This window comes from Burkholderia sp. SJZ089 (genome assembly GCF_007828315.1).
GTDB classification, from domain to species: domain Bacteria; phylum Pseudomonadota; class Gammaproteobacteria; order Burkholderiales; family Burkholderiaceae; genus Burkholderia; species Burkholderia gladioli.
On record NZ_VIUM01000001.1, the window covers coordinates 199,235 to 223,313 of the forward strand.

The following is a 24,079-nucleotide window of genomic DNA, read 5'->3' on the forward strand; positions in this document are numbered from 1 at the left end:
AGCGCCATGCCGGCCCCGATGCGTCATGACCGCCGCATTTTCTCTTGCGCCGGACGAACAATTTGACAGCACCGGGCGACGTAATGCAGGGACGGACGCTCGACCCGTTGATGCAGGACGGCGGCAAGGCCGAGGGCAGCGCAGGTGGCGACGAGGACGGCAAGCGAATAGGGCTGCCCCTGGGCCATCAGCAGACGGATGACGCAGTAGCCGAGCAGTGCATGGACCAGATAGAGCGGATAGCTGATGTCGGCGAGACGAGCCAGCCAGGCACCACCCCGAAATCGATGCCGGAAGAAATAGGAGCCGGTGAAGATCAGCAGCGCGAGCAGATAGTTCATGGGCACGCGCCAGATCTCGTGCGAGCGCACCAGGACCAGCCAGATCGCGCAGAAGCCGAGGTAGCCGAACGCAAGGCCGAGCAATAGCGCGCGCGTCGTCAATCTGCCTTCCAGGTGCAGGTAGCAGAGCGTGCCCAGCAGGATGAAGCTGACGAACATCGCCTCGTTGACGAATTCCCCGACCACCGCCATGGCCATGCCGCGGCCGCCGTCAGGCATGCCGATGCGCAGCAGCAAGGCGGCGGCCAGCACGGCAGCACCCGTCGCCACGATGGCGCGCCGACCGTATCTTTCGACCCACCGCCATCCCAATGCGGCGAGACAATAGAAGGTCATCTCGATGGCCAGCGTCCAGTTCACCATGTCGAGCGACGCGATCCGCAGATAAGGGTTCAGCAGGAGGAGATTGGATGCCAGCACCAGCGGGCCGGGCCACGGCATCGCGGCGCCCGCGTGGGAAGCACAGTACACCACCAGGTTGACGGCCAGCGCGGCGAGATAGGTGGGGTAGATGCGCAGCAGGCGTGCAAGCAGAAACCGGCGCCTCAGCCGCGTGATCGAGATCGGAATCACCAGACCGCTGATAAGGAAGAAGATCGCCACGCCGATCGAGCCCGTGGCTATCCCGGCATCCGCCAGCCAAGCGACCAGCGCCGGCGGGGCGCCTGCCTCGAGCCGCAGGCCGATATGTCGGTCGACGACTTCGGGACGCTCCCAGAACAATTGCAGGTAATGCGAGATCACCACCAGCAGCACGGCGATGCCGCGCAACTGGTGGGCGAAGGCGAGGCGGCCGTGCCCTGCCTTCATCGCGGTCGGCGCCCTCGTTCCACCTGGGCGAGAATCTGGGCGACGACGACCTGAACGTCCTCGTGATTGTTCTTCATCACGATCGCGCCGTGGCGGCGGCTCAGCGTCTTGTAGACTGCGATCAGCCGCGTATGGAAGGCACGGTCCGGACCGAAGCGCCGCGCATCGCGCTGGTCGGATTGATCCGGAGATTGCTGATAGCGCCGCTTGCGCACGCCGAAGCGGCTGTCGATGAACACCCCCACGTCGGGCTTGGGCATCATCCACCCGATGGCGCGCATGAACAGATATCCCACACGGCGCTTCGCCACCACGTCATAGGCCAGCACGCGCGGCCAGTAGGTTTCCTGAAGAAATACCGTGTCGCGCGGGACGCGCCAGAACAGGTCGGGAAGATAGGCGGCGTGAAATACCAGGCTCTTGATCCAGGCGGGAATCGAAGGCCGTTGCGCCCATTCGACCAGCGGCACCATCCAGCCCCGCGTGAGCGAGGTGCGGCTCAGGCAGACTCGATACCCGCGCTCGGCCAGGGCGCGGGACAGCGCGGCGATGATGGTTGACTTCCCGGCGAAGTCGGGGCCGTCGATGGTGATCAGCATGGGAAAACCGTGGTGATGGTGGCGGCGAGCGGCTCGGCGGCTTGCGAGGTTCCGGTCAGCACACCGCGCCGGATCAGGGCCGCCACGCGTCGCTCCCATTGCCCGGCCTCGATCGACAGGTCGGCGTGGCGGGCGAGTGCGGCGCGGCGCGTCTCGTCGGAAACCGGCCACGCATGCGACAGCAGCACCAGGGCCATGGCACGGTCTATCGCCAGGCTGCGTGCGGGCAATCGCATCACGTAGGTGCTGGTGAGTCGTTCGACCGACAGCAGCGGATGCATGGCGATCGCGTCGGCCGTGTCGGTGGCGGGTGCCGCGTCGAGCGCATCGAGCAGGCCGCGGCCGAAGAAGATGCCGGCCTGCAACTTGCGGACGGTGGACAGGCTGCGATCGGTCCACCGCGCCAGCGCCTGCGGGTCCTGGTACGGGGCGCGGAATTCCGCCTCGCAGATGGCGTGGAAGATCGATTGCCCAGCCTGGATCTGCCGCTGCATCTTGCGCATGCGCCACTTGCTCTTCGGGTAGGTATCGCCGAGGCGTGCGAGATAGGCCTCGACATGGGTCTGGACCAGAGTTCGCGCGGCGTCGGCCGCCGTCAGTGGATCGCCGTCGGCAAGTTGCCCGGCGAGGAAGGTGTACTGGTCGTTGGCGAAAGCCAGGTACTTCGCGGCGACCCGTTCACCGAACAGCCCGTAGTCGAAATCACCGAGCAGCGCCGCGTAGGTGCCCTGGTCGTGGAGCACGCGCGAATGCGCGATCTTGTGGACCCATTCCAGGTCCTTGAGGATCGCGTTGTCGATGTCCTCCATCACGACGCGAATGAAGGCGCGTACCTCGCCCACGCTCATGACGATGATGTCGACCCGCTTGTCGTCGACGAACAGGGGTTTGCCCTCGAGGCGCTGAATCGCCTGCTGGCCCTTCGCGTCGGTCAGCAGCAAGACGTCGATATCGGAATAGGCGTTCGAGAATCCCTCGTTATGCGAGCCGATCAGCAGCAGCGCCTGCGCGTGCGCACGGAACGCCGGATCGAGCGCGGCCAGCAGCGCGTCGGTCTCGAGCGGCGAGGCCGCCGGTGGGAAAGGGCGGGACGGCCGGCTGGCAAGGACGGATTCGGCGACGGAATTCATGCGTTGGCACCTTGTAGGGAGGCGGTAACGAAATCGGCGGCGGTTGGCGCGCCACCGAAGAAGTGTTCGAGGTCGCGCGGCACGTAGCGGTAGGGCGCGTCGGTCGATGGCAGGCCGATCGCCGTGGCGAGCTTCCGGTCGGCCTCCTGCAGGAACAGCAGCGACAGTGCATCGAGTTGGGCACGACGGGCCTGCAGGCGCTCGAGCGCCATGGTGTGCCCGCCACGCAGGATCTCCGTGGCGAGGCTCATCCAGGCCGAGAAGATCCCGTTGATCTCGACTTCGCCCGGGCTGGTCCAGTGAATCCGCAGCATCGAGCCGACCGTTGGATGTTCGAGCGGATCGGGCAGCGCGGTGGCAGCCAGCGCCAGCGCGCCATAAGGACTGGCATGACGCAGCGGCGGCGATGCGCGTCGAGCGAGATGCCAGGTCCGATGGCGAACCAGGTCATGGACCAGCGCGAAGCGGTGCAGTTGCCAGTTCGGCAACGAGAAACTCACGGCACGCGACACGCTCTCCCGCGTGGCGGAATCGAGTTCGACCGTGTCCCGGTGTCGTCCTGAGCAGATCGCCACCACCATTTCCAGGATCTCCAGCATGTACTTGGGGGGCGCGGGACAGACTTCCTTTTCGCCGATCAGGCGGCCGCCCTCGTCGGCCAGGGCGTAGAGCTCGCTGGCGCCGCGGCAATCCTCGATCTGGTGCCCGGTCTTCAGGGCGAAGCCGACCACGTCCATCACGCCGATGGCGAACTTGTGCACGGTGCCGATCGCGGCCATCGGCGGCGGCAGTGGCTGGCTCAGATGGTCCGCGCGCAGCAGGTCGACCAGCGGCAGCATGCGAGCGGCATGCGCGACACGCCAGAGTCCGAGCAGCGAGTGCGAAGATGATGTCGAGGCGTCCCCGCGGGCCGCGGCAGCCGTGACGATGGCGGCCAGGATGGCCGCCACCTGGGCCTGGTCCTGGCGAAATCGAAGCAGGGCCCCGGAATTCATTGGCTTGTCCGCGCTCGCGGCCCGACGCGAATCGTGATACGGGCATGCGCGCAAATCCGATGCGCCGAGGCCATGGTGGAAGGATTTGCCTTCCATCAACGGACGTTCGCCGGTGTCGAGCACGTCGAACGGACGAAAGATCGCGAAGGCGAGCCGCTTGCGCAGATAGGCGTCCGAGAGCGGGTACGGGAAGCGGTTCTCGACGGGGTGCACGACATTCCTCACGACAAAGGCGGTAACGATGGCGCTGGACGCGCGACGGCAGCGATCCGTCTGACCGAGTGACCGGGATCGCCGCCATGGCCGAACCCGGTCTGATGGGACGCACGCATGGTGCGTCCGTGTGCTTGCGCTTAGCCTACGTTGCGAGCGTTGGCTGCGGCGCCCGACACTGCCAGCAGTTCGTCTTCCGTGAGTTCACGGATGTCGAATTCGCCGTCTTCGATGTCGATCAGGTTGTTGAGCTGGTTCATGATGAAGTCCTTTTAGAAAACATCCGGTGAATGCCGGATCGGGTGTGGCGCGGGTGCGCCCGGAATCGGCCGTGGCAGGCCACGGCCGGATACTGCGATGCGATCAAGCGATGTCGCGCCGTGACCGGACGCTCAGCTCACGTTGCGAGCGTTCGCCGCCGCGCCCGACACGGCCAGCAGTTCGGCTTCGGTCAGTTCGCGGATGTCGAATTCGTCGTCCTGGATCACGATCGTTGCGTTCGTCATGGTGTTTCTCCTGATTTCAAGGTTGAAGGCCATCCATTCGCATGGATGTGGATGCGACGCTCGCGCGTCGCGGTTTGCCGCCGTGCCTGCCGTTCGGCAGGCAGCGAGGGGCGGGATGCCTGGCTGGATCCGCGAGGCCGCGTTCCCCGCGAGGAGCGGAGCGTCGAGGCTTCGGATAGATCCGGAACAAGGCGGGATTCGGGTGTCGCATGCTCAGGCGTCCTCGCTTGCCGTCAGGGCTTCGCATTGCGCAGCCGATGCCGGCGAGTCCGACGCGCGTACCGGCGAGTTCGGCTGGTCGGAGACGATCCGGCCGCCCGCGAGGGTCACCACGCGCTCGGCCATCGCGATCGTTTCCGCTCGATGCGCGACCAGGATGCGGGTCAGGCCGAGTCCGGCCACGGACTGGTTGACATGGGCCTCGTTGTCGGCATCGAGTGCGCTGGTGGCCTCGTCGAGCACCAGGATCCGCGGCTTGCGATAGAGTGCTCGGGCCAGCAGCAGGCGCTGGCGCTGGCCACCCGACATGCCGCTGCCGATGTCGCCGATCAGGCTGGCATAGCCCATCGGCATGCCGCGAATCTCGCGATGGATGGCGGCCGCGCGCGCGCAGGACTCGATGCGCTCCCGGTCGGGGTTGACATCGAAAAAGGCGATGTTGTCGGCCACCGAGCCGGCGAACAGCTGATCGTCCTGCATCACCGTGCCGATCAGGGCGCGGTAGCGGGCCAGCCCCAGGTGCCGCAGGTCGCGTCCGCCGATCAGGATCCGGCCTTCGGTGGGCGAGAGCACGCCCAGCAGCAGCTTCACCAGCGTGGTCTTGCCGCTGCCGGACGGTCCCGTCAAGGCCAGGCATTCGCCGGCACGGATCGTCAGGTCGATCTTTTCCAGCACGTCGGGTTCGTCGGCGGCATAGCGAAAACTCACGCCGCGCAGTTCGATACCGGCGTGCTCGAGATCCAGCTCGCCGTCGATCTCGTCGGCGTGCTCGTCGTCCTCGGGCGCGCTCATCACGATGTCGGCCAATCGTTCGGCCTGAATCCGCAGCATGCGAAACTCGAACAGCTTGTCGATCAGGCCGGATACGCGCAGCGTGAACTGCTCCTTGTAGGCAAGGAAAGCCAGCAGCATGCCCACCGAGAAGCTGTGCCCGAGTACCAGGCGTGCGCCCAGCCAGACGATCAGTACCTTCTCGATATTGAAGATCAGGTTGCTGGCCGTGCTCGACCAGAGCGTGAGTCGCGCCACGCCGAGCTCGGCATTGACCTGATCGGCCAGCAGGTTGCTCCAGACCGTCTTGCGCTCCAGCGCACCGTTGAACAGCCGGATGGTTTGGGCACCGCGTACCGACTCGATGAAATGGGTTTGCTGTTTCGCGTTGAAGACGATCTGTTCCCGGGTGCGCGCCTTCAATGCGCGAAACATCGAGGCGCGCACCGCGCAGTAGATCAGCATCGCGACCAGCGTGATCGACGCGAGCCCAAGGCTGTAGAGCGCCATCACCACCAGCGAGCCGATCACCAGGATGCCGTCGATGGCGGCGTCGACCGACTGGTTGGTCAGGCTGCGCTGGATCACCTGGACCGCGCCGAAGCGCGAGACGATATCGCCGACATGCCGTTTCTCGAAGAACTCGACCGGCAGCTTCATCAGATGGTCGAAGACATTGCGGAACCACTGGAAGTTGATGTCGGTGGACAGCGTGGTGGTGAACCAGCTGCGCACCGCGAAGCACATCGCCTGAACCATGGCCAGTACCAGGAAAGCCAGCGCCAGCACGTCAAGCAGGTTGGCGTCGTCGGCCACCAGCACCTGGTCGACCACCCATTGCAGGTAGAACGGCGCGATCATGGTCAGCAACTGCATCGCGATGCCCAGGCTGGCCAGCCCGGCGATCCGGCCGCGCAGCCCGACGATGCGACCGACCAGGGCAGCCAGCGTGATGGGCTCGCGCGCGTCCTGGCGAACGAAGGAGGACTCCGGCGTCAATTCGAGGGCGATGCCCGTGTAATGGGTGGCAAGCTCGGCCAGGCTCAGGCGCCGGACGCCCACGGCCGGATCGTTGATCTCGGCGATCTCGCCGCGGATGCGGCTCAACACCACGAAATGGTTCATGTCCCAGTGCAGCACGCAGGGCAATGGCACGGATTGCAGTTGCCTGACGCTGGTGCGCAGCGGGCGGGCCCGCAGTTTCAACGCGACCGCCATCGTGACCAGGCTCTTGAGCGTCGCGCCCTTGAGCGAGACCGAGAAGCGGTTGCGCATCGCGCGCAGGTCGATGTGATTGCCCCAGTACGACGCGACCATGGCGATGCAGGTCAGGCCGCACTCGGTCGCTTCGGTCTGCAGCATCGCCGGCAGCGTGCGCCGGTTCCAGAATCGCAGATCGGGTAGGGAAAGGAAGTTCATCGTTGAAAGCGAGACGATTGGTTCGGTGTAGCGATTCGTTGTGCCCTATGGGCAAGCCGCATCGAGGTTCGGGCCTAAGCGCCGGAAGCCAGCAACCAGCGATAGAGCCGCCGGGTCTCGAGCCTGGCCGTGGCGTCGAAAGCCATGCCCGCCTGCAGGACGAGCGCGCCGTGGCGATCGTCCTCTGCCCGCTGGACGAGCCGAATATGCGCGCGGTAGCGAGCCGCTTCGACGCCGTCGGGATCGGCCGGCGGCACCAGCTCCACTTGCTCGACCACGCCCCGGCCTTGCCCGAACTGCTGGAACGGATAAGCCGCATAGCGGATCGAAACCGGGCTTCCCGGGTGCAGACGTGCCGCGAATTGCGCCGGCACCTCGGCCAAGGCCTCCAGTTGGCCGCCTGAACCCGCCGCGGGACGCAGGACGCCATGTAGCGGTGCCTTCTGCGTATACGACGCGAAGCTCAGCAGGGCCAGCAGGCAGAGCGTCAGCAACAAGGCCATGATCTCGATGAGACGGTTGGCGCGCGTCTGGAACAGCAGCACGGTGCCGTATTGCTTCGCGCCGGCCTGTGCCAGCGCCTGCTCGCGGAACAAGGGCGCCGGCTTTCCCGGGGGCGGTATCGATGGCATGGTGCTCATGCTTGCAAGGCATCCAGGGAGGCAGACCGATCCAGCGACTTCAGCTCGCGCACGCGGCGCGCCAGGGTTTCGACGATCTCCTCGACCGCCACGAGGCCGGTGTCGTACTCGTGGATCACATTGCCGCTGCGCCGACTCGAGGCGCGGAACGCCTCGCAGAAGCGCCAGGAAATATCGGCCGTGGCGGTGGTCTTGCGATCGATCAGGGTCGCGTCCTGCCGCTTCTTGAGACGGGATTCACGCGTCGCGTGCGAGGCATGCAGCAGCACCTGCAGATCGAATCGCCGAAACAGGCGGCGGCCCAGGAAGGCGAGCGGCGCCAGCGACTTGAGGCGGCAGGTCATCCCGTAGGCGATCACACGATCGACGAAGGATTCGCAGACCACGATATCCGTATCCGCCACCGGCGCCCGGTCCAGGAAGCAGGACAGCAGGTAGAGCGAATTGAGCAAGGCGCTCGCATGACGCTTGTTCGCATCGAAACGATCGAGGTAGCGGTGAATCCAGCGTCTCTGGATCACCCCCTTCTTCTGCGCGACGCGATAACCGTCAGCGGCCAGGCGTTGCACCAGCGTGTTGACGAGAGTCGACTTTCCGCAAAGATCGGGACCGTCCACCAGGATGGAAATGCTGCGGTCTTGGCCGCGCGCGCGGCGCGCTGCGTGAGGGCGGGGGCCGCTCGTGTTCTGCATCATGATGTCGTCTCTCTCTGGGGCGTCTGATGAAGGGGGGAGGGGATGCGGCGCGGCGCCAGCAGGCGCTCGAGACACATACCCATCACGATCGAGCCGTCCCGGATCGGCTTGAGCGTGAGCCACGCGATCTGCGGCTGCCGGACCCAGCCCGCCAGCTCGGCCGCCAGCACGGCGGCGAATGACAGCAGCAGCCAGCCGCCGCGAGGGCAGAGCGCGATCCCGATGAGCAGCAAGGCCATCAACAGCGGCCGATATAGCAGCCATGGCACGCTGGCCCAGCGTGTCAGCCTGCTGAAGCTGTCGCCATACTTCGAGCGGATCGCGACGATGCCGCGCCCCGAGCGAATCGACTTCCGCAGCAGCGACATGCTCTCGATCGGGTCCTGGTGACGAACCACCATGCGGGTCGAGAACACCACGTCGCGTCGCGCCTGCATCAGGCTCAACTGGAAATCGACATCCTCGAAGGCCTTGCCCTCGAAGTGCGGGTCGTAGTAACCGGCCTGCCGGAGCGCGACCGCGTTGACCGTCATGTTGCCGCCGGCGCACAGCGCGTTCGGATTGACGATGAAGGCACCTCGCGAGCCGGCCTGGCGCATCAGGCGCATCTTGCTCGAGGCTTGCGCCTCGCGCTTGCGGATATAGCCGCCGAGCGCGTAGGGCGCGCTTTCCAAGCGCGGCCCGAAGAACATGCCGGCCTCGGGGTGCAGGCGCAGGCCATCGGCGAGCGCGGTGAACCAGTTCGGGGTCGGGAAGCAGTCGTCGTCGAGGAAGGAGATGAATTCGGTGTTCAACTGCTCCAGCGCGAAGGCTCGGGCGCGGCCGATGCTCAGTGCCTGGTCCGGCAACAGCACCTTGATCCCGCGCTGCGTCAAGGCCGACGACAGTTCCGCCGGTGCGCGTCGCGCGCCGCACGAAAACAGCACGCTGACCTGCCAGTCGGGGCGAGCGGAGCCCACCAGGATGGAACCCAGCATCTCGAGATTGTCGAAACGACCAAAGCAGATGACGACGATGGACAGACGCGGCTTAGCGGCGGTTTCAATATGCATGTTGGCGTTCCCGTGTATCCGACACCGCATCGAGAAGCTTGCCGACCATCGAGGAGGTCGAGAAGGCGGTCGCGGTACGCCGCGCGTTTCTCGACAGATAGTTGGTTAGTTCTACTGATTTTGATGCGAAAAACAAAGTGTCGACGATGTCGCGATCATCGGCGCCCTCGGCCAGCAGCAGCCCGTCCACGCCGTGAGTGACGCGCTCGCGCAGTGCCGCGATGCCTGACACCACGGGCACCACGCCGAGCGCGGATGCTTCCAGGGCCGCGATGCAGCACATCTCCTCGTAGGCGGTCGGATAGACGAAATAGCTGCAGCGACTCAGCAGTTCGAGGTAAGCCTCGCGCGGCACGGCGCCGTGGTACACGATGCCGGGCGCGTCCAGGTCCTCGGCGCGTACGTCGTTCTCGAGGAAGCCGCGGGATTGCGTCTCGTCGTAGCCCCACAGACGATAGCCGCCCGTGATGTGCAGGACTGCGTCCGGGTGGCGGGCGCGGATCGCCGGCCACAGTTTCAGCATGCGCGCGAGGCCGCGATAGGGCGCCGACGAGTGCAGGAAATTGAGCGGCGCCTTGGCCACGGGGCGCGTCAGCAGCGCATCCTCCACGCCGCAGGAGCCGATCACGAACGGGATGTCGGAGGGAAACCTGGCCGCTAGCGTCTCGTATTGCGTCCAGGAGTTGTACCAGACGAAGTCGCAGTTCTGCGTCGTCACCGCCTCGGCCTGCTCGATGTGGCGATCGCCAAGCACGAGCACCTGCACCGGCGCCCGGCGTCCTCCGCGCAGCACGGACGGCGCGCGGCAGGCGATCAGCATGTCGTAGCTGCCGGCGTTCGAATCGAAATCGTCCAGGTGCCGGTAGCGCACGCCAGCATGCGTTTCACGGTGCGGGTCGAGCGAGTGGAGATCGACCTCGTGGCCGCGTCGCGCCATTTCCTCGGCCCAGAGGACATAGGTGGTTTCGTTGCCACCCAGGCCCGGATCGAGGAAGGCGGTGTGGCTGAGCCTTCGGGAAAGCGGAGACAGGAACGCGATACGCATGCTTCGTCCTCGTTTGTGGTCCTTAGTTGAACCAGCCGCGCAACAATTCGATGCCGCCGAAGCGGGGCAGCGGGGTGCTTGCGCGAATTGCTCGATAGCGATCGAGCGCGCTGTCCAGCGTCGGCAGTTGTGAGCGCAGATGCGCGATCGCGAATACGCCGGATCGATCGACGCCTTCCCGGCAATGCACGAGCACGTTCAATCCCCGTGCACGCAGGCCATCGACAAGGGCGCTCAGCGTATCGAGATCGACACGCTTGAAATCCTCGTGCCAGTAGCTGAGCGGGCGATGGAACTGTTCGATGCCGGCAATCGGATCCGGCGTGGCACGTCGCAGCGAGACCGTGGCGCCGATACGATGCGCGAGCACGTCGGCTTCGGCCGGCTGCGGTCCGATCCAGAGGCGATCGTCGATCTGCGTGAAGATCAAGATTGCTCCCCTCGGCGCGAGGCGATGGCCCACAACGCGGCGCCGTCCTCGATTTGCCGGTCTCCATGCAGGCCCCAGCCGAGCAGGCGCGCCACGTCGCCAGGGGGGTGAAATTCGCGGGCATAGGCACGGCCGGTGACCGGGTCGGGTGCCTCGGGACGCAAATGCGACAACGCGGCGACGAAACGCAACTGGGCGTAGACCTCGGTGACGCCGCCACGGGTTTCCGTCACCTCTACATAGCCGAGATACATCGGGCGCTGGTATTCGGCCTGGGCCTCTTCGATGCATTCACGCTCGAGCGTCTGCAGCCAGTCCTCGTCGTGCTCGGGATGGCCGCCGGGAAGGTTGTAGCGTCCGCGATCGTTGCAGACCAGCATCCGGCCTTGTTCGTCGAAGATCAACCCATACACCTGGCGAACCGGCAGGTCGCGCGGCGGAAATTCGACTTTCCATATTACGTTCACGCCGTCGGCGATGGTGTTCGATGTCACTTCCAATTTATTCCCTATTATTTCCAAAGCGTGTATCAAAAAAGTCATGTAAAAATGCGGATGCATTTTGTTGTTACATTTCACATCTATATGATTTTTATCAATTTCTTTGTGTTTTCTTTCAAAATTATTCGCCCCTACAATATGGAAATATTGTGCACCCTACACTGGAAATAAAATCTCATTAAATCTCACAAATAAATGAATAGGTAATTGATGACATCCGCGCTTCACACTTAATGGCTGCGTAAAACGAAGATGCAAGCAGAAACCGCGAATGGATGGTGAACCACGCGAACACGCCATGTGGAAACCGGCGCGGTTCGAGCGTCTCGCCTGTCGGCTGGCGTGCACTGGCCAGCAGCGGCTCGACAATGTCCAACTCGACCGCGTTGTTAGCGTGCGTTATAGGCAGCCATGAAGGAGGGTGCCTTGGCACCAGCAGCGTGCATTGGGGTGCGTGTTCCTCGAACCACGCGTGCTCGCTGCCGTCGATCTGCACCAGTTTGCCCAGGCACGCCCGTCGCGCTCGCGGCTGCCGGACCTGCGGCGGGCGCGGCGCAAGCGGCACCCAAAGCCCGGCGGCATGCACCCATTGGCACACCGTCTCCTTGGCCAGCAAAATGCCGTGGCATTTGTGAATGCTTCTCGCAGGCTCGGCTTGCCACGCTTGGCGGAAACCAGGCCGGCTGCACCAGCCGCCTCGAAGCGGCGCTTCAGACGCGAAACCTGACGTTCGGTGAGCCCGAGCCGCTCAGCCGCGCGCACGCCGGTGAGACGTCCTTCGACCACCGATTCGATAACTTTGACGCGTTGCAGTTCGTTCATGCTGATCGTGACCAGGCCGGGCTTGTTCATGGCAGGCTCCACCGCGTTGCGCCTCGACAGCATGCGCCTGCGGCAGGTCTGAACCGGACATTTCTAACTGGCTCAAACCGACATTACTAAATAGCCGTAACACGCAAATTGTCGTTAATTCGCGTTATGTCAAATAACATAGTCATCGACACGGACCCATTTCCTCCTCTCCATCTACCCGCACCTCGAACTACATCGTTCGAGGTGCGCCACGACATAACGACTACTTGTAGCTGAACGCTCCCGGATGATTCTCCAGGCTTCCTGTCAGTGCCGCGTACAGGATCGTGCGTCCGTCGATCGACTCGTTGTCGCCGCCGATGTTCAACCACGTCAGCCTTTCGACATCACGCTTCGGATCGACGACCGACAGCACGCCGACCATCCGCTTCGCCTGCGGGTCGTACATCACGGCAATTCGCTGCGCGCCGCAATCATGCGGCTTGCAGGCGCTCATGACATAAACGTCGTGGCCGCCGAACGACACCGTGTTCGCCGGCGATTCGGTGCCGCCTCGCGCTACCCAGTCGGGCAATCGATGCCCTTTCTTCATGGCGGCAAAGGCCGCCGCCGCGTCATGATTGCTGGCGATCGCGCTGAACGACTGCGGATCGGCCTTGGCGGCCTCGTCGGCCCACGCGAGCTGGCCGACCTGGCCGATGCTCAGGACGGCGACGGCAAGCAAGGAAATCTTCAATGACATGAGGAACCTCCTGGGTCAATTCGATATCGGTGCCGTCTTAGTACCGAAAGTCGGCCGTAAGTTTCTTGCCCAGGCGTTGCGGAACGCGTCGGATTGCGTCGCGACACCCGCGCCGGCTCGGCTCACGAATGCTGCCGGATCGACCATCTCGTCGGCACGAACGACACCTCGAACCGCGACAGGAACGATTGCCCGAGCAGTCCGTCGATGCCCTGCCCGAACGGCGCCTTGCCGGCCGGATCGACCGATACCGGCACCGCGGAAGCCTCGACCTGGCCGAGCTTGACGGAATCCGCCTGGGCCAGCAGGCCCTCGCGCGGGCCATTGGCGGTCTGCTGGCGAATGTGCCGGGCGTGCGCGGTGTCGATCCGGGCCCGCTGCGCGAACCCCTGGCTCATCACGACATAGCTCGCCCCGGTATCGACGATGAAGGTGCCTTCCACGCCGTTGATGCGCGCCTTCACCTGGATGGTATTGCTGCCCTTGCGCGCGAAGCTTTCCTGCCCGGATGCATAACTCGTCGGGCAACTGGCATGCGAGGCATAACGGGCGATGATGCCCTTGGCCTGCGCGTTGTCGGCGCGCTCGGGATCGGCCGACACCCACATGCGGATCGCGCTCACCGCGTCGCAGTAGCGGCCGGCCTTGGCATGCAGGTCCGCGATGCGGATGAACAGGTTGCTGGTGATCGAGGCGCGGTCCGGCGACAAGGCCAGCACCTGCATGTAGTCGGCCAGCGCCGCCTCGTCCTGCTGCGCGCCCTCGTAGGCGCGGCCGCGATCGAAATAGTATTGCGGCTCGGTGGCATCGTTCGCCAGCAGGCGGTTGGCGATCGCCACCGCGCCCTGGTAGTCGCTCGCGGCGATCAGGTCCTCGATGGCCGCGCCGAGGAAGCCGTCCGCCCTGCCGCAGCGATCCACGAAGGCGACCAGCGCGTCGGCGCTCTCGCGCCGGTAGCCGAGCGCGTCGATTTCGGCGGCCAGGCGGCCCATGGCGTCGCGATTGCAGGCCTCTCGGCTCAACTGCAGCAGCGGGCGCCGGATATCGGGCTTGCTCAGGTCGGAAATGGCAACGCTCGACAGTCGATAAGTGTCGACAGCGGGTTTGATGTCCTTGGGAATGGGTACCTTGAATTCGTCGCAGGCAGCCTGCGAGAGCAGGATCGCGCAAAGAACGAACAGCTTGGCCGGCCGGGCCATCATTCTCGTCATCTTATTGTTGGAGCGAGCAAGGAGATCGGAACACACGGCGCTGACGAGCCGCACTCGAATTTTTCGAAAGCCTAGCACGGGAGTCGCGACGTGGATGCGCCAGCTCGGCCACGCAGACCGCGATTGGCTACTCGCGATAAGGAATACCGGCGCCAGGGCGTCGCTTAGCCATCCAATCCGGGCCGCGAGTATCGGGACGCGCGGCCCGGCCCTGCCTCACCGGATCCCCTTCCCCCGGCTCACAGCCCCAGCGAGGAAATGAACTGGTTCGTGTAGCCGAGCGTCCCGGCCTTCCCGTAGTTGTTGCAGGTATCGGACGAGTTGTTGTCCGAGGTGGCCGGCTTGCAATCGCGATCGCGCGAGAAGGCCCAGAAGTGGATCCCGGCGATCTGCTTGGACAGCGCGTAGTTCGACACCGCTACCGCGTCGGCCAGCGTGAAGGTCTCGTCGATGCTGTCGTTGCCGCCGATCATCGGCGTCACCTCGATCTGGTTGTACGGCACCTTCCAGTGGTTGTGCAGGTTCTCGGCCGCCGCGATGGTCGACTTGCCCATGTCGCACTTGCCGCTGCTGTTGAGCGTGCAGAGCGAGGGATCCTCGTCACCCGAATCCGCGAAATCCATGGTCATCAAGTTGATCGTGTAGTTCTTCAATCCGTAGTTCTGGATCGCCGTCATCACCTTCACGCCGATGTCGCCGAGGCTCTGCCCCGCGTTGCCGCCCTCGGTCGCGATCGTGAAGCTGAAGCGCAGGTTCGGGTAGGTGTTCTGCGCGTTCGCCACGCGCGCCACCAGGTTGTTGATGTCGCTCTGGCTCTGGCCGTTCTCGACGTCGAAATCCACGCCGAGCATGTTGGCGCTGTAGTACGTCTGGATGAACTTCAGGAAGTTGGCGTCCGAGGTGCAGAGGAAGCTCGCGCCGGCGCCGCCGGTCGAGACGATGTATTTCTTGCCGGCGTTCACGAAGCCCTGCACGTTCGCCTTCGCGAACGAGGAGGCCGACACGCCGCTCCAGTCCTCGCTGCCGCAGCTGCCGGTCGCGAAGGCCCAGGTCACCGCCTGGAGCTTGGCCGGCATCACGCTCAGCAAGGTCTTGGAACTGCCGGTGACGGTGGTGTTGAGCTGGGCGCCGCTGAAGTCGCCCGAGTAGAAATACGGGCTGTAGATGAAGTTGGAGGCCACCGCGACGGTGGCCGCCGATTCGGCCAGCACGGGCGCGGAAGCGGCCAGACAGAGCAAGGCGGCCAGGCCCTTGAGTCGAAGCGATTTCATCTGAATTCTCCTGAAGAGAGTGTGAGACGACGATGCGCGGGCGTGGATTCGCCCGCTGTTGGTGACGCCACCATCCTGCGTGGCGCGACTTCCCTGCCCGGCCTCGCCTGTCGAGGCCGAACCAGCCGGCCGGTGCCCCGCCCCTCGCGGCGGCGCCGGCCCGCAATCGAAAAATCCTCACGTCGAACTGCAATCCAGATGCTGCGAGTGCGCCTTTTCGATCGACTCGGCCGGTCGATCGAAGGCCTTGTAAGGAGCGAATCGCGATACCTGTCCCGCGAAGCGCTTATCAGGCAAATGATTGTCGTGAAATCGAAAAATCGGAATCGAGTATGCGTAACGCCCATGGCGAACGCAATTCGATATTCATTTAGATATGGGGATTTTTGAATTCGATGCCGAGGCAAGGCGAGAAGGCATGCCTGGCAAGGATTTCATTCCGAAAATCTGGGGCATTGCAAAATTTTCGGAACGAGACATCATGAATTTATTTGATGATTTTTTTGAAATTCGCAACATCAATCCGGTGCGCCATGCGGCGTCCTCGTCAATTCCGGATTCACCGCGCTTATTGACATGTCGGAAGCGCCCTTTCTCGACTCGTCGCATCCATTCGACGGCCGCTTTCCTCATCCGTTTCCCCTCCCCGCGCCGCCGAGCACGCCGCCGGGGAACGCCTGCCTGACGGGAATCTGGCAGCCTTGACAGCAAACAAAAAACCTGTTGGCTGGGCGGAAATTGAGCCGGTAGTATCCCGCCGATGCGACGGGCGCGACGCCCGCTGCGGCGGACTTTTCCTCAATTTGTCGCGATTTTCGGAAGATACATGCTCGGCCTAGTACGCGTTGCCTTGCGAAGACCGTATACGTTCGTGGTCCTCGCAATCCTGATCCTGATCATTGGGCCGCTCGCAGCACTGCGCACGCCGACCGACATCTTCCCGAACATCCGCATCCCCGTGATCGCGGTGATCTGGCAGTACACGGGCCTGTCGCCGGACCAGATGGCCGGGCGCATCTCCTCGCCCTTCGAGCGCACGCTGACCACCACGGTCAATGACGTCGAGCACATCGAGGCGCAGTCGATCACCGGCTTCGGCGTGATCAAGATCTTCTTCCAGCCCGGCGTCGACATCAACACGGCGAACGCGCAGGTCACCGCGGTCTCGCAGACGCTGCTGCGCCAGTTGCCGCCCGGCACCACGCCGCCGCTGATCCTGAACTACAACGCCTCGACGGTGCCGATCATCCAGCTCGCGCTGTCGGGCAAGGGCCTGTCCGAGCAGAACCTCGCCGACCTGGGCCTCAACACGCTGCGCCCGGCGCTGGTGACGGTGCCCGGCGCGGCGATCCCGTTCCCGTTCGGCGGCAAGACGCGCCAGGTCCAGCTCGACGTCGATCCGGCCGCGCTGCAGGCGCGCGGGCTGTCGGCGCAGGACGTGGCCAACGCGCTGGCCGGCCAGAACCTGCTCACGCCGATCGGCACCGAGAAGATCGGCGACTATGAATACACGCTGAACCTGAACGACGCGCCCGGCGACATCCGCGAGCTGGCCAACCTGCCGGTCAAGGCGGTGAACGGCACCACCATCTACATGCGCGACATCGCCAACGTGCACGACGGCAGCGCGCCGCAGACCAACATCGTGCACGTCGACGGCAACCGCTCGGTGCTGATCACGGTGCTCAAGAACGGCGCGGCCTCGACGCTGGCGATCATCTCCGGCATCAAGCAGCACGTCGAGCAGGGCAAGGCCGGCTGGCCGCAGAACCTGCAGATCGCCCCGATCGGCGACCAGTCGCTGTTCGTCACGGCAGCCATCAGCGGCGTGGCGCGCGAGGGCGTGATCGCGGCGGTGCTGACCAGCCTGATGATCCTGCTGTTCCTCGGCAGTTGGCGCTCGACCCTGATCATCGCCACCTCGATCCCGCTGGCCGTGCTCGGCTCGATCATCACGCTCTCGGCGCTCGGCGAGACGCTCAACATCATGACCCTGGGCGGCCTCGCGCTGGCGGTCGGGATCCTGGTGGACGACGCCACCGTCACCATCGAGAACATCAACTGGCACCTGGAACAGGGCAAGCAGGTGGAGCCGGCGATCCTCGACGGCGCCGCGCAGATCGTCACGCCGGCCTTCGTCTCGCTGCTGTGCATCTGCATCGTGTTCGTGCCGATGTTCTTCCTGCAGGGGATCGCGCGCTTCCTGTTCGTGCCGATGGCCGAGGCGGTGATGTTCGCGATGATCTCCTCGTTCATCCTGTCGCGCACGCTGGTGCCGACCATGGCCAAGTACCTGCTCAAGCCGCACGCGCATGCCGAAGGCGGGCACGGCGCCGAACGCGCGCCCAGCCGCAACCCGCTGGTGCGCTTCCAGCGCGGTTTCGAGGCGCGCTTCGAGCGCGTGCGCTCCCGCTATCGCGCCCTGCTGGAGCTGGCGCTCGCGCATCGCAAGCCCTTCGTCTCGGTGTTCTTCGGCTTCGTGCTGGTCTCGTTCGCGCTGGTGCCGCTGCTGGGCCAGAACTTCTTCCCCTCGGTGGATGCCGGCCAGATCGTGATGCACGTGCGCGCGCCGGTCGGCACGCGCGTGGAGCGCACCGCCGAGATCCTCGCCAGGGTGCAGCAGGCGGTGCGCGGCATCATCCCGCCCGCCGAGCTCGGCACCATGGTCGACAACATGGGCCTGTCCTCGAGCGGCATCAACACCGCCTACAACAACACCGGCACCATCGGCTCCCAGGACGGCGACATCCAGATCACGCTGAACGAGGGCCACGGGCCCACCGCCGACTACGTGCGCCGCATGCGCGAGGAACTGCCGCGCCGCTTCCCCGGCGTGACCTTCTCGTTCCCGCCGGCCGACATCATCAGCCAGATCCTGAACTTCGGCTCGCCGGCGCCGATCGACCTGCAGGTGCGCGGCAACAACCTGGCCGCCAACTTCGACTACACCAACACGCTGCTGCGCGAGATCCGCCGCGTGCCGGGCGTGGTGGACGCGCGGATCCAGCAGTCGCAGCAAAGCCCGGCCTTCTCGGTCGACGTCGATCGCACCCGCGCCCAGTTGCTGGGCATCACCGAGCGCGACGTGACCAACAGCCTGGTGGTGAACCTGGCCGGCTCCAGCCAGGTGGCGCCGACCTACTGGCTGAACCCGGCCAACGGCATCTCCTACCCGATCGTGATGCAGACGCCGCAGTACAAGCTCGACACGCTGGCGGCGCTGCAGAACCTGCCGATCTCGGCCACCGGCGCGAACGCCGCCGCGGCCGGCAACGCCACCCAGATCCTCGGCGGCCTGGCCACCATCCGTCGCGCCGACATCAACTCGATCGTCAGCCAGTACAACATCCAGCCGATGGTCGAGATCTTCGCGACCACCCAGGACCGCGACCTGGGCTCGGTCTCGCGCGACATCAACCGGATCGTCTCGGCGCACGCCAAGGAACTGCCGCGCGGCTCCAGCGTGGCCCTGCTCGGCCAGGTGCAGACCATGAACGCCGCGTTCGGCGGCATGCTGTTCGGCCTGCTCGGCGCGGTGGTGCTGATCTACCTGCTGATCGTGGTGAACTTCCAGTCCTGGTCGGATCCCTTCGTGATCGTCACGGCGCTGCCGGCCGCGATCGCCGGCATCATCTGGATGCTGTTCGCGACCCACACCACCATGTCGGTGCCGGCGCTGACCGGCGCGATCATGTGCATGGGCGTGGCCACCGCCAACTCGATCCTGGTGGTCAGCTTCTGCCGCGAATCGCTGGCCGAGCACGGCGACCCGCTGCGCGCGGCGATCGAGGCCGGCTTCACGCGCTTTCGCCCGGTGCTGATGACGGCGCTGTCGATGGTGATCGGCATGGCGCCGATGGCGCTCGGCCTCGGCGAGGGCGGCGAACAGAACGCGCCGCTCGGGCGCGCCGTGATCGGCGGCCTGATGTTCGCCACCGCGGCCACGCTGTTCCTGGTGCCCGCCGTGTTCTCCATGATTCATGCGCGCCCGCGCCAGGCGCCCTCTTCCGATATTTCTGAGCAAGGAACCGGCCATGTCGTCTGAAGCTTCCCGTCCACGATCGGTCTCCCGCCGCCGGCTGCGCACCGCCGCCGTGGCGGGCGTGGTGATCGCCGTGGCGATCGTGGCCGCCGGCATCGCGGTACGCGCCCATGACGCCTCGCGCGTGCGCGCCTGGACCGACACCAATGCCGTGCCGACCGTGCGCGTGATCGCCGTGTCGCGCGCCGACGCCGGGCCCGCGCTGAACCTGCCGGGCCGGCTCGAGGCCTGGTCGAGCGCGCCGATCCTGGCGCGCGTGAGCGGCTACCTGAAGTCCTGGCAGTACGACATCGGCTCGCACGTGAAGAGCGGACAGGAACTCGGCGTGATCGAGACGCCCGAGGTCGACCAGCAACTGCTGCAGGCGCGCGCCGACCTGGAGAGCGCGCGTACCAATGCCTCGCTGGCCGAGATCACCGCCAAGCGCTGGCAGTCGCTGCTGGGCTCGGATGCCGTTTCCAAGCAGGACGTCGACCAGCGCACCAGCGACTACGCGGCCCGCCGCGCCGCGGTGGACTCGGCGCTGGCCAACGTCAACCGGCTGGTCGCGCTGAAGGGCTTCGCGCGGCTGGTGGCGCCGTTCGACGGCGTGGTGACCGCGCGGCGCACCGACGTGGGCGCGCTGGTCAACGCCGGCGGCTCGACCGGCGAGGAGCTGTTCACCGTGTCGGACGTGACGCGGCTGCGCGTCTACGTGCAGGTGCCGCAGAACTACGCGCCGAGCGTGCGGCCCGGCACCGACGCGACGCTGACCGTGCCCGAGTACCCGCAGCGCAAGTTCGTCGCCAAGGTGGTGGCCGCCTCGGGCGCCGTCAATCCGCAATCGGGCACCACGCTCGTGCAACTGGTGGTGGACAACCGGGACGGCGCGCTGCTGCCGGGCGCCTTCGCCAACCTGGCCTTCGCGCTGCCGGCCTCGGCCGATACGCTGCGCGTGCCGGCCAGCTCGATCCTGTTCGACGCGCAGGGCACGCGCGTCATGACGGTGGGAGCCGACGGGCATATCCACTACCGTCGCGTGAAGATCACGCGCGATCTCGGCACCCAGGTGGAGATCGCCGACGGGATCGGGGCCGGCGAACGGATCGTCGATACGCCGCCCGACGGGCTCGCCGACGGCGATGCGGTGCACATCGCGACCGGCGGCAACGCAGGCAATGGCGGCAACGCCGACGGCGGCGCCCAGAGGGCCCGTTCATGAAGCGGCCGATGTCCCGTCTGACGCTGCTGGCGGCCGCGCTCGCGCTGGCCGGCTGTTCGCTCGCGCCCGACTACAAGGTGCCGCCGGTGCCGGCCTCGGTGGCCTATCGCACGGTGGGCCCCTGGGCGCCGGCCCAGCCGTCCGACCAGATCCCGCGCGACGCCTGGTGGCAGGCCTATCGCGAGCCGGCGCTCGACGCACTGGAAATTCGCCTGCTGGCCAGCAACGCCGACCTGGCCGCCGCGCTCGCGCATTACGCGCAGGCGCGCGCCTTCGTCTCGCAGCAGAGCGCGGCGGAGCTGCCGCGCGTCTCGGCCACCGCCAGCCCGACGCGCAACCGCCAGTCGGACACGCGGCCGCTGCGCGGCGCCGGCAGCCCGAACGAGTACAACGCCGTCTCGCTGGGCGGCGAGATCGACTACGAGCTCGATTTGTGGGGCCGCGTGCGCAACACGGTGGCGGCGGCCAAGGACGAGGCGCAGGCCACCAAGGCCGATCTCGCCTCGGTGCAACTGAGCCTGGAGGCGCAGCTCGCGCAGAGCTACCTGCAACTGCGCGGCCTGGATCGCCAGACCAAGCTGCTCAATGACACGGTGGCGGCCTTCCAGCGCGCCCAGCAGCTCACGCAGCGGCTGCACGACGCCGGCGCCGTATCGGGCCTCGACGTGACGCGCTCCACCGCGCTGCTGGCCGACGCGAAATCGCAGCTCACGCAGAACCTTGCCCAGCGCGCGCTGAACGAACACGCGATCGCGGTGCTGGTGGGTGCCTCGGCCTCGGACTTCCGGGTCGAGACCTCGGAGGCCGACGTGGTGCTGCCGCCGGTGCCGGTGGGCGTGCCCTCGGCCCTGCTGCAGCGGCGCCCCGACATCGCGGCGGCGGAGCGGCGCGTGGCGGAGTCGAATGCGCGGATCGGGGTGGCGCGCGCCGCCTATTTCCCGCAGATCACGCTCAGCGCCCAGGGCGGGCTGCAGAGCTCGAACTACACGAACTTCTTCAGCGCGCCGAACTTCTTCTGGTCGGTCGGGCCGTCGATCGCGCAGTACCTCTTCGACGGCGGGCTGCGCCGGGCCCAGCTCGATGCCGTCAAGGCCGCCACCGACGAGGCCGCCGCGCGTTACCGCGGCGTCGCGCTGGCCGCCTTCCAGCAAGTCGAGGACAGCCTGACGCTGCTGCACGACCTGGGAACCGCGCTCGACCAGGAGCGCGAATCGGCCGATGCCGCCCAGCGCGCCGTCGAGCTGGCGCTGACGCGCTACCAGCGCGGCATCGCCAGCTACCTGGACGTGGTGCAGGCGCAGACCACCGCGCTGAGCACCGAGCGCAGCGTGCTCGACATCCAGACCCGCCAGTGGGTGGCCAACGTGCAGTTGGTGCGCGCGCTCGGCGGCGGCTGGTCGGACGGGGATCTGGACGACCTCTCGAAGCCGGAGGCGGCGCCGGCCGTCGCCACGGCGCCGCCGCCCAAGGCGGGCTGAAACCACGCCGCGCGCGCCGGCGATCTCGTCGCCCGGCGCGCGCGGTCGCATCGGGCCCGGGCCCGGGAATCAGGCCCGGGGCCCGGCTCGCGCGCCTCAGCGCGGCGTGCCCACCTCGTCCAGCAACTGCACCAGGTACTTGCCCCAGACCTCGGGATGCGCCAGCGTCTGGTGGCCATAGGAACCCGCGCCTTCCGGAATCTCCACGAAACGGCCGCCCGGCACCTCGGGCACCAGGCGCTGCATCGCGCCGAGATCGGTGGCGTTGATCAGGTCGTCCTGGAAGTTGACGGCGAACAGCTTGGCGCGGATCCTGCCGAGCTGCGGCGCGGGATCGTAGTCGGACGAGGAGCGGAACCAGTACAGCACGTCGTTGGCGTCGTACTTCGCGTACTGCGCGACGATCGAGTCGTACAGCTTCGTGGCGGCCTCGCGGTCGGGCGCGGCGAGCTGCAGCTGGCGCGGGTTCTGCGTCATGATCGCGAACACCGGCATGGTGCGGATCCACTGCTGCGGCGAGCTGGCGTAATCGCCCTGCTGCCAGCCCGGATCATGCTCGATGGCGCCCACCACCATCTGCCGCCACAGCCAGTTGCGGCCTGCCATCGCGATCGGCTGCGAGGCGATCGGCATCAGCGCGTCCATCATCGCCGGGTGCTGCTCGCCCCACAGCCAGGTCTGCATGCCGCCCATCGAGGTGCCGAGCACCAGCTTCAGGTGGTCGACCTTGAGCCCTTCCGTGACCAGCCGGTACTGGCCCTGCACCACGTCGTTGTAGCCGTATTGCGGGAAGCGCGCGCGCAGGCCGTCGCTGGGTTTGCTCGAACCGCCGCGACCCAGGCCGTCCGGCACGATCACGAAATACTTGCTGGTGTCGAGCGGCGCGCCCGGCGCGAACAGCGCCTCGCGCGCGCTCTTGGTGAGGAACTGCGCGCCGCTGCCGGTGGTGCCGTGCAGCAGCAGCACCGCGTTGGTGGCGTGGCCGGCCGCGTCGCGCCGCAGCCGGCCCAGGGTCGTGTAATGGAGCCTGACCTCGGGCAGCACCGAGCCGTCGGAGAAACGGAAATCGCGGGCGAGGTAGTCGCCTGCCGTTTCGGCCGCGTCCGCCGCCCCGGCGGGCGTCGGCGTCTGCGCGTGGCCCAGCGCGCAGACCGTCATCGCGGCGCAGCCCAACAAAATACTTTTCATGGCTTTCTCTGTCATTGCAGGTTCGGGGATCCGTTCGCATCGAATCGGCGTTCCGGCCACGGGTGCCCGGCGGCATGACAGATGCCGTCCGCCCCGCCGGCCGTTGCTCCAATGTAGCGAAGGCGCATGGCGGCGGATGGGACAATCTTCCGGTTTTCCTGTACGCGTTATCGATGCGCGACGAAGCTTTCGGCTCCCCGCCCGGCACCGGGCCACGCGGCGGCACCGCCGCTCACAGCAATTCGGAAATCTCGATCAGGTTCAGGTCCGGGTCGCGCACATAGACCGAGCGGATGCGGGCCGTCGCGCCGGTTCGCTCGACCGGGCCCTCGACGATCGGCCAGTTCATGCGCGCCAGGTGCGCGATCACCTCGTCCAGCGGCACCGCCGCGATGAAGCACAGATCGAGCGCGCCCGGCACCGGCAGATGCGCCTTCGGCTCGAGCTCGGCGCCGCGCACGTGCAGGTTGATCTTCTGGTTGCCGAAGCGGAACGCCAGGCGCCCCGCGCCGAAGCTCTCGAGCTGCATCTGCAGCACCTCGGTATAGAAATGCCGGGTGGCATCCGGGTCGACGCAGGTCAGCACCAGATGGTCGAGATGGTCGATCAGCGGCATGGTCGGGCTCCTTGGGATGAACAGGACGGCAAGACCGCCATGATGCGGGTTTTCGGCGCGAGCCGCGCCGCCGCCCGCGTTCCGATCGAGGAAAGCTCGCGCCGAACCAGCGTTCCGATCCTGTATCCTTCGCAGGTTCGCGCGTCCAGCC

At 66.1% G+C, this 24,079-nt stretch carries 20 protein-coding genes and 1 pseudogene; 4 read left to right on the forward strand and 17 right to left on the reverse strand.

Features of this window, described 5'->3' with window-relative positions; translation table 11 throughout:
• Positions 1-23: 23 nt before the first annotated feature.
• From FB600_RS00785 to FB600_RS00855, 15 genes and pseudogenes are all read right to left on the reverse strand, one after another.
• A complete protein-coding gene (locus FB600_RS00785; protein ID WP_096751166.1) occupies positions 24-1,151 on the reverse strand; it encodes an acyltransferase family protein in 1,128 nt (375 codons plus the stop codon).
• Positions 1,148-1,750, reverse strand: coding sequence for a hypothetical protein (locus FB600_RS00790; protein WP_098182958.1), 603 nt, complete (start codon positions 1,748-1,750; stop codon positions 1,148-1,150). The genes FB600_RS00785 and FB600_RS00790 overlap by 4 nt, the downstream gene beginning before the upstream one ends.
• Positions 1,744-2,880 (reverse strand): hypothetical protein, encoded by a 1,137-nt coding sequence (locus FB600_RS00795; protein WP_096751168.1) that lies wholly within the window; start codon positions 2,878-2,880, stop codon positions 1,744-1,746. The genes FB600_RS00790 and FB600_RS00795 overlap by 7 nt, the downstream gene beginning before the upstream one ends.
• On the reverse strand, positions 2,877-4,088 hold the full coding sequence (locus tag FB600_RS00800) for a hypothetical protein (protein ID WP_098152400.1): 1,212 nt from the start codon (positions 4,086-4,088) through the stop codon (positions 2,877-2,879). The genes FB600_RS00795 and FB600_RS00800 overlap by 4 nt, the downstream gene beginning before the upstream one ends.
• Before the next feature lie 719 nt (positions 4,089-4,807).
• Positions 4,808-7,003 (reverse strand): peptidase domain-containing ABC transporter, encoded by a 2,196-nt coding sequence (locus FB600_RS00805; RefSeq protein WP_098182959.1) that lies wholly within the window; start codon positions 7,001-7,003, stop codon positions 4,808-4,810.
• A 74-nt stretch (positions 7,004-7,077) separates the two neighbouring features.
• On the reverse strand, positions 7,078-7,599 hold the full coding sequence (locus tag FB600_RS00810; protein ID WP_096751171.1) for a hypothetical protein: 522 nt from the start codon (positions 7,597-7,599) through the stop codon (positions 7,078-7,080).
• A gap of 41 nt (positions 7,600-7,640) precedes the next feature.
• On the reverse strand, positions 7,641-8,261 hold the full coding sequence (locus tag FB600_RS00815; protein WP_127837761.1) for a hypothetical protein: 621 nt from the start codon (positions 8,259-8,261) through the stop codon (positions 7,641-7,643).
• Positions 8,262-8,335: 74 nt separating this feature from the next.
• Positions 8,336-9,421, reverse strand: coding sequence for a glycosyltransferase family 2 protein (locus tag FB600_RS00820; RefSeq protein ID WP_098182960.1), 1,086 nt, complete (start codon positions 9,419-9,421; stop codon positions 8,336-8,338).
• Complete coding sequence (locus tag FB600_RS00825) at positions 9,381-10,436, reverse strand: glycosyltransferase family 4 protein (RefSeq protein WP_096751174.1); 1,056 nt, start codon at positions 10,434-10,436, stop codon at positions 9,381-9,383. Before FB600_RS00825 ends, FB600_RS00820 begins: the two co-directional genes overlap by 41 nt.
• 22 nt (positions 10,437-10,458) lie before the next feature.
• Positions 10,459-10,866: a dual specificity protein phosphatase family protein gene (locus FB600_RS37035; protein ID WP_181164105.1), complete on the reverse strand. Its 408-nt coding sequence runs from the start codon at positions 10,864-10,866 to the stop codon at positions 10,459-10,461.
• Positions 10,863-11,408 (reverse strand): NUDIX hydrolase, encoded by a 546-nt coding sequence (locus FB600_RS00835; protein ID WP_186467837.1) that lies wholly within the window; start codon positions 11,406-11,408, stop codon positions 10,863-10,865. The genes FB600_RS37035 and FB600_RS00835 overlap by 4 nt, the downstream gene beginning before the upstream one ends.
• 388 nt (positions 11,409-11,796) lie before the next feature.
• Positions 11,797-12,218, reverse strand: a pseudogene (locus tag FB600_RS00840) (helix-turn-helix domain-containing protein); the annotation flags it as partial.
• A 223-nt stretch (positions 12,219-12,441) separates the two neighbouring features.
• Complete coding sequence (locus FB600_RS00845; protein WP_096751176.1) at positions 12,442-12,921, reverse strand: Ivy family c-type lysozyme inhibitor; 480 nt, start codon at positions 12,919-12,921, stop codon at positions 12,442-12,444.
• Between the two features lie 122 nt (positions 12,922-13,043).
• Complete coding sequence (locus tag FB600_RS00850) at positions 13,044-14,132, reverse strand: retroviral-like aspartic protease family protein (RefSeq protein WP_145756059.1); 1,089 nt, start codon at positions 14,130-14,132, stop codon at positions 13,044-13,046.
• A gap of 239 nt (positions 14,133-14,371) precedes the next feature.
• The gene (locus FB600_RS00855) at positions 14,372-15,403 is read right to left on the reverse strand and encodes a glycosyl hydrolase (RefSeq protein WP_145756060.1); all 1,032 of its coding nucleotides are present in this window, start codon (positions 15,401-15,403) and stop codon (positions 14,372-14,374) included.
• 376 nt (positions 15,404-15,779) lie between these two features.
• Between FB600_RS00855 and FB600_RS00860 the strand changes: the two genes are divergently transcribed.
• From FB600_RS00860 to FB600_RS00875, 4 genes are all read left to right on the forward strand, one after another.
• Positions 15,780-16,088, forward strand: a complete 309-nt coding sequence (locus tag FB600_RS00860) for a hypothetical protein (protein ID WP_127837762.1) — start codon at positions 15,780-15,782, stop codon at positions 16,086-16,088.
• 141 nt (positions 16,089-16,229) lie between these two features.
• Positions 16,230-19,448, forward strand: a complete 3,219-nt coding sequence (locus FB600_RS00865; RefSeq protein WP_145756061.1) for an efflux RND transporter permease subunit — start codon at positions 16,230-16,232, stop codon at positions 19,446-19,448.
• Positions 19,438-20,646: an efflux RND transporter periplasmic adaptor subunit gene (locus tag FB600_RS00870; RefSeq protein WP_036056197.1), complete on the forward strand. Its 1,209-nt coding sequence runs from the start codon at positions 19,438-19,440 to the stop codon at positions 20,644-20,646. The genes FB600_RS00865 and FB600_RS00870 overlap by 11 nt, the downstream gene beginning before the upstream one ends.
• A gap of 8 nt (positions 20,647-20,654) precedes the next feature.
• Positions 20,655-22,124, forward strand: a complete 1,470-nt coding sequence (locus tag FB600_RS00875; RefSeq protein WP_186104036.1) for an efflux transporter outer membrane subunit — start codon at positions 20,655-20,657, stop codon at positions 22,122-22,124.
• A gap of 96 nt (positions 22,125-22,220) precedes the next feature.
• Here the strand turns inward: FB600_RS00875 and FB600_RS00880 are convergent, their stop codons facing one another.
• Together FB600_RS00880 and FB600_RS00885 are read right to left on the reverse strand one after the other, a co-directional pair.
• The gene (locus FB600_RS00880; protein WP_227742771.1) at positions 22,221-23,312 is read right to left on the reverse strand and encodes an alpha/beta fold hydrolase; all 1,092 of its coding nucleotides are present in this window, start codon (positions 23,310-23,312) and stop codon (positions 22,221-22,223) included.
• Between the two features lie 232 nt (positions 23,313-23,544).
• Positions 23,545-23,928: a VOC family protein gene (locus tag FB600_RS00885; protein WP_096751183.1), complete on the reverse strand. Its 384-nt coding sequence runs from the start codon at positions 23,926-23,928 to the stop codon at positions 23,545-23,547.
• Positions 23,929-24,079 lie beyond the last annotated feature (151 nt).

Excerpts from the sequence above, each read along its gene's own strand:
- FB600_RS00850 (WP_145756059.1), bottom strand. The coding sequence starts at position 14,132 with ATGACGAGAATGATGGCCCGGCCGGCCAAGCTGTTCGTTCTTTGCGCG.
- FB600_RS00870 (WP_036056197.1), top strand. The coding sequence starts at position 19,438 with ATGTCGTCTGAAGCTTCCCGTCCACGATCGGTCTCCCGCCGCCGGCTG.
- FB600_RS00785 (WP_096751166.1), bottom strand. The coding sequence starts at position 1,151 with ATGAAGGCAGGGCACGGCCGCCTCGCCTTCGCCCACCAGTTGCGCGGC.
- FB600_RS00820 (WP_098182960.1), bottom strand. The coding sequence starts at position 9,421 with ATGCGGTGTCGGATACACGGGAACGCCAACATGCATATTGAAACCGCC.
- FB600_RS00825 (WP_096751174.1), bottom strand. The coding sequence starts at position 10,436 with ATGCGTATCGCGTTCCTGTCTCCGCTTTCCCGAAGGCTCAGCCACACC.
- FB600_RS00865 (WP_145756061.1), top strand. The coding sequence starts at position 16,230 with ATGCTCGGCCTAGTACGCGTTGCCTTGCGAAGACCGTATACGTTCGTG.
- FB600_RS00860 (WP_127837762.1), top strand. The coding sequence starts at position 15,780 with ATGGGGATTTTTGAATTCGATGCCGAGGCAAGGCGAGAAGGCATGCCT.
- FB600_RS00885 (WP_096751183.1), bottom strand. The coding sequence starts at position 23,928 with ATGCCGCTGATCGACCATCTCGACCATCTGGTGCTGACCTGCGTCGAC.
- FB600_RS00835 (WP_186467837.1), bottom strand. The coding sequence starts at position 11,408 with ATGACTTTTTTGATACACGCTTTGGAAATAATAGGGAATAAATTGGAA.
- FB600_RS00880 (WP_227742771.1), bottom strand. The coding sequence starts at position 23,312 with ATGAAAAGTATTTTGTTGGGCTGCGCCGCGATGACGGTCTGCGCGCTG.
- FB600_RS00795 (WP_096751168.1), bottom strand. The coding sequence starts at position 2,880 with ATGAATTCCGTCGCCGAATCCGTCCTTGCCAGCCGGCCGTCCCGCCCT.
- FB600_RS00855 (WP_145756060.1), bottom strand. The coding sequence starts at position 15,403 with ATGAAATCGCTTCGACTCAAGGGCCTGGCCGCCTTGCTCTGTCTGGCC.
- FB600_RS00875 (WP_186104036.1), top strand. The coding sequence starts at position 20,655 with ATGTCCCGTCTGACGCTGCTGGCGGCCGCGCTCGCGCTGGCCGGCTGT.
- FB600_RS00790 (WP_098182958.1), bottom strand. The coding sequence starts at position 1,750 with ATGCTGATCACCATCGACGGCCCCGACTTCGCCGGGAAGTCAACCATC.
- FB600_RS00805 (WP_098182959.1), bottom strand. The coding sequence starts at position 7,003 with ATGAACTTCCTTTCCCTACCCGATCTGCGATTCTGGAACCGGCGCACG.
- FB600_RS00845 (WP_096751176.1), bottom strand. The coding sequence starts at position 12,921 with ATGTCATTGAAGATTTCCTTGCTTGCCGTCGCCGTCCTGAGCATCGGC.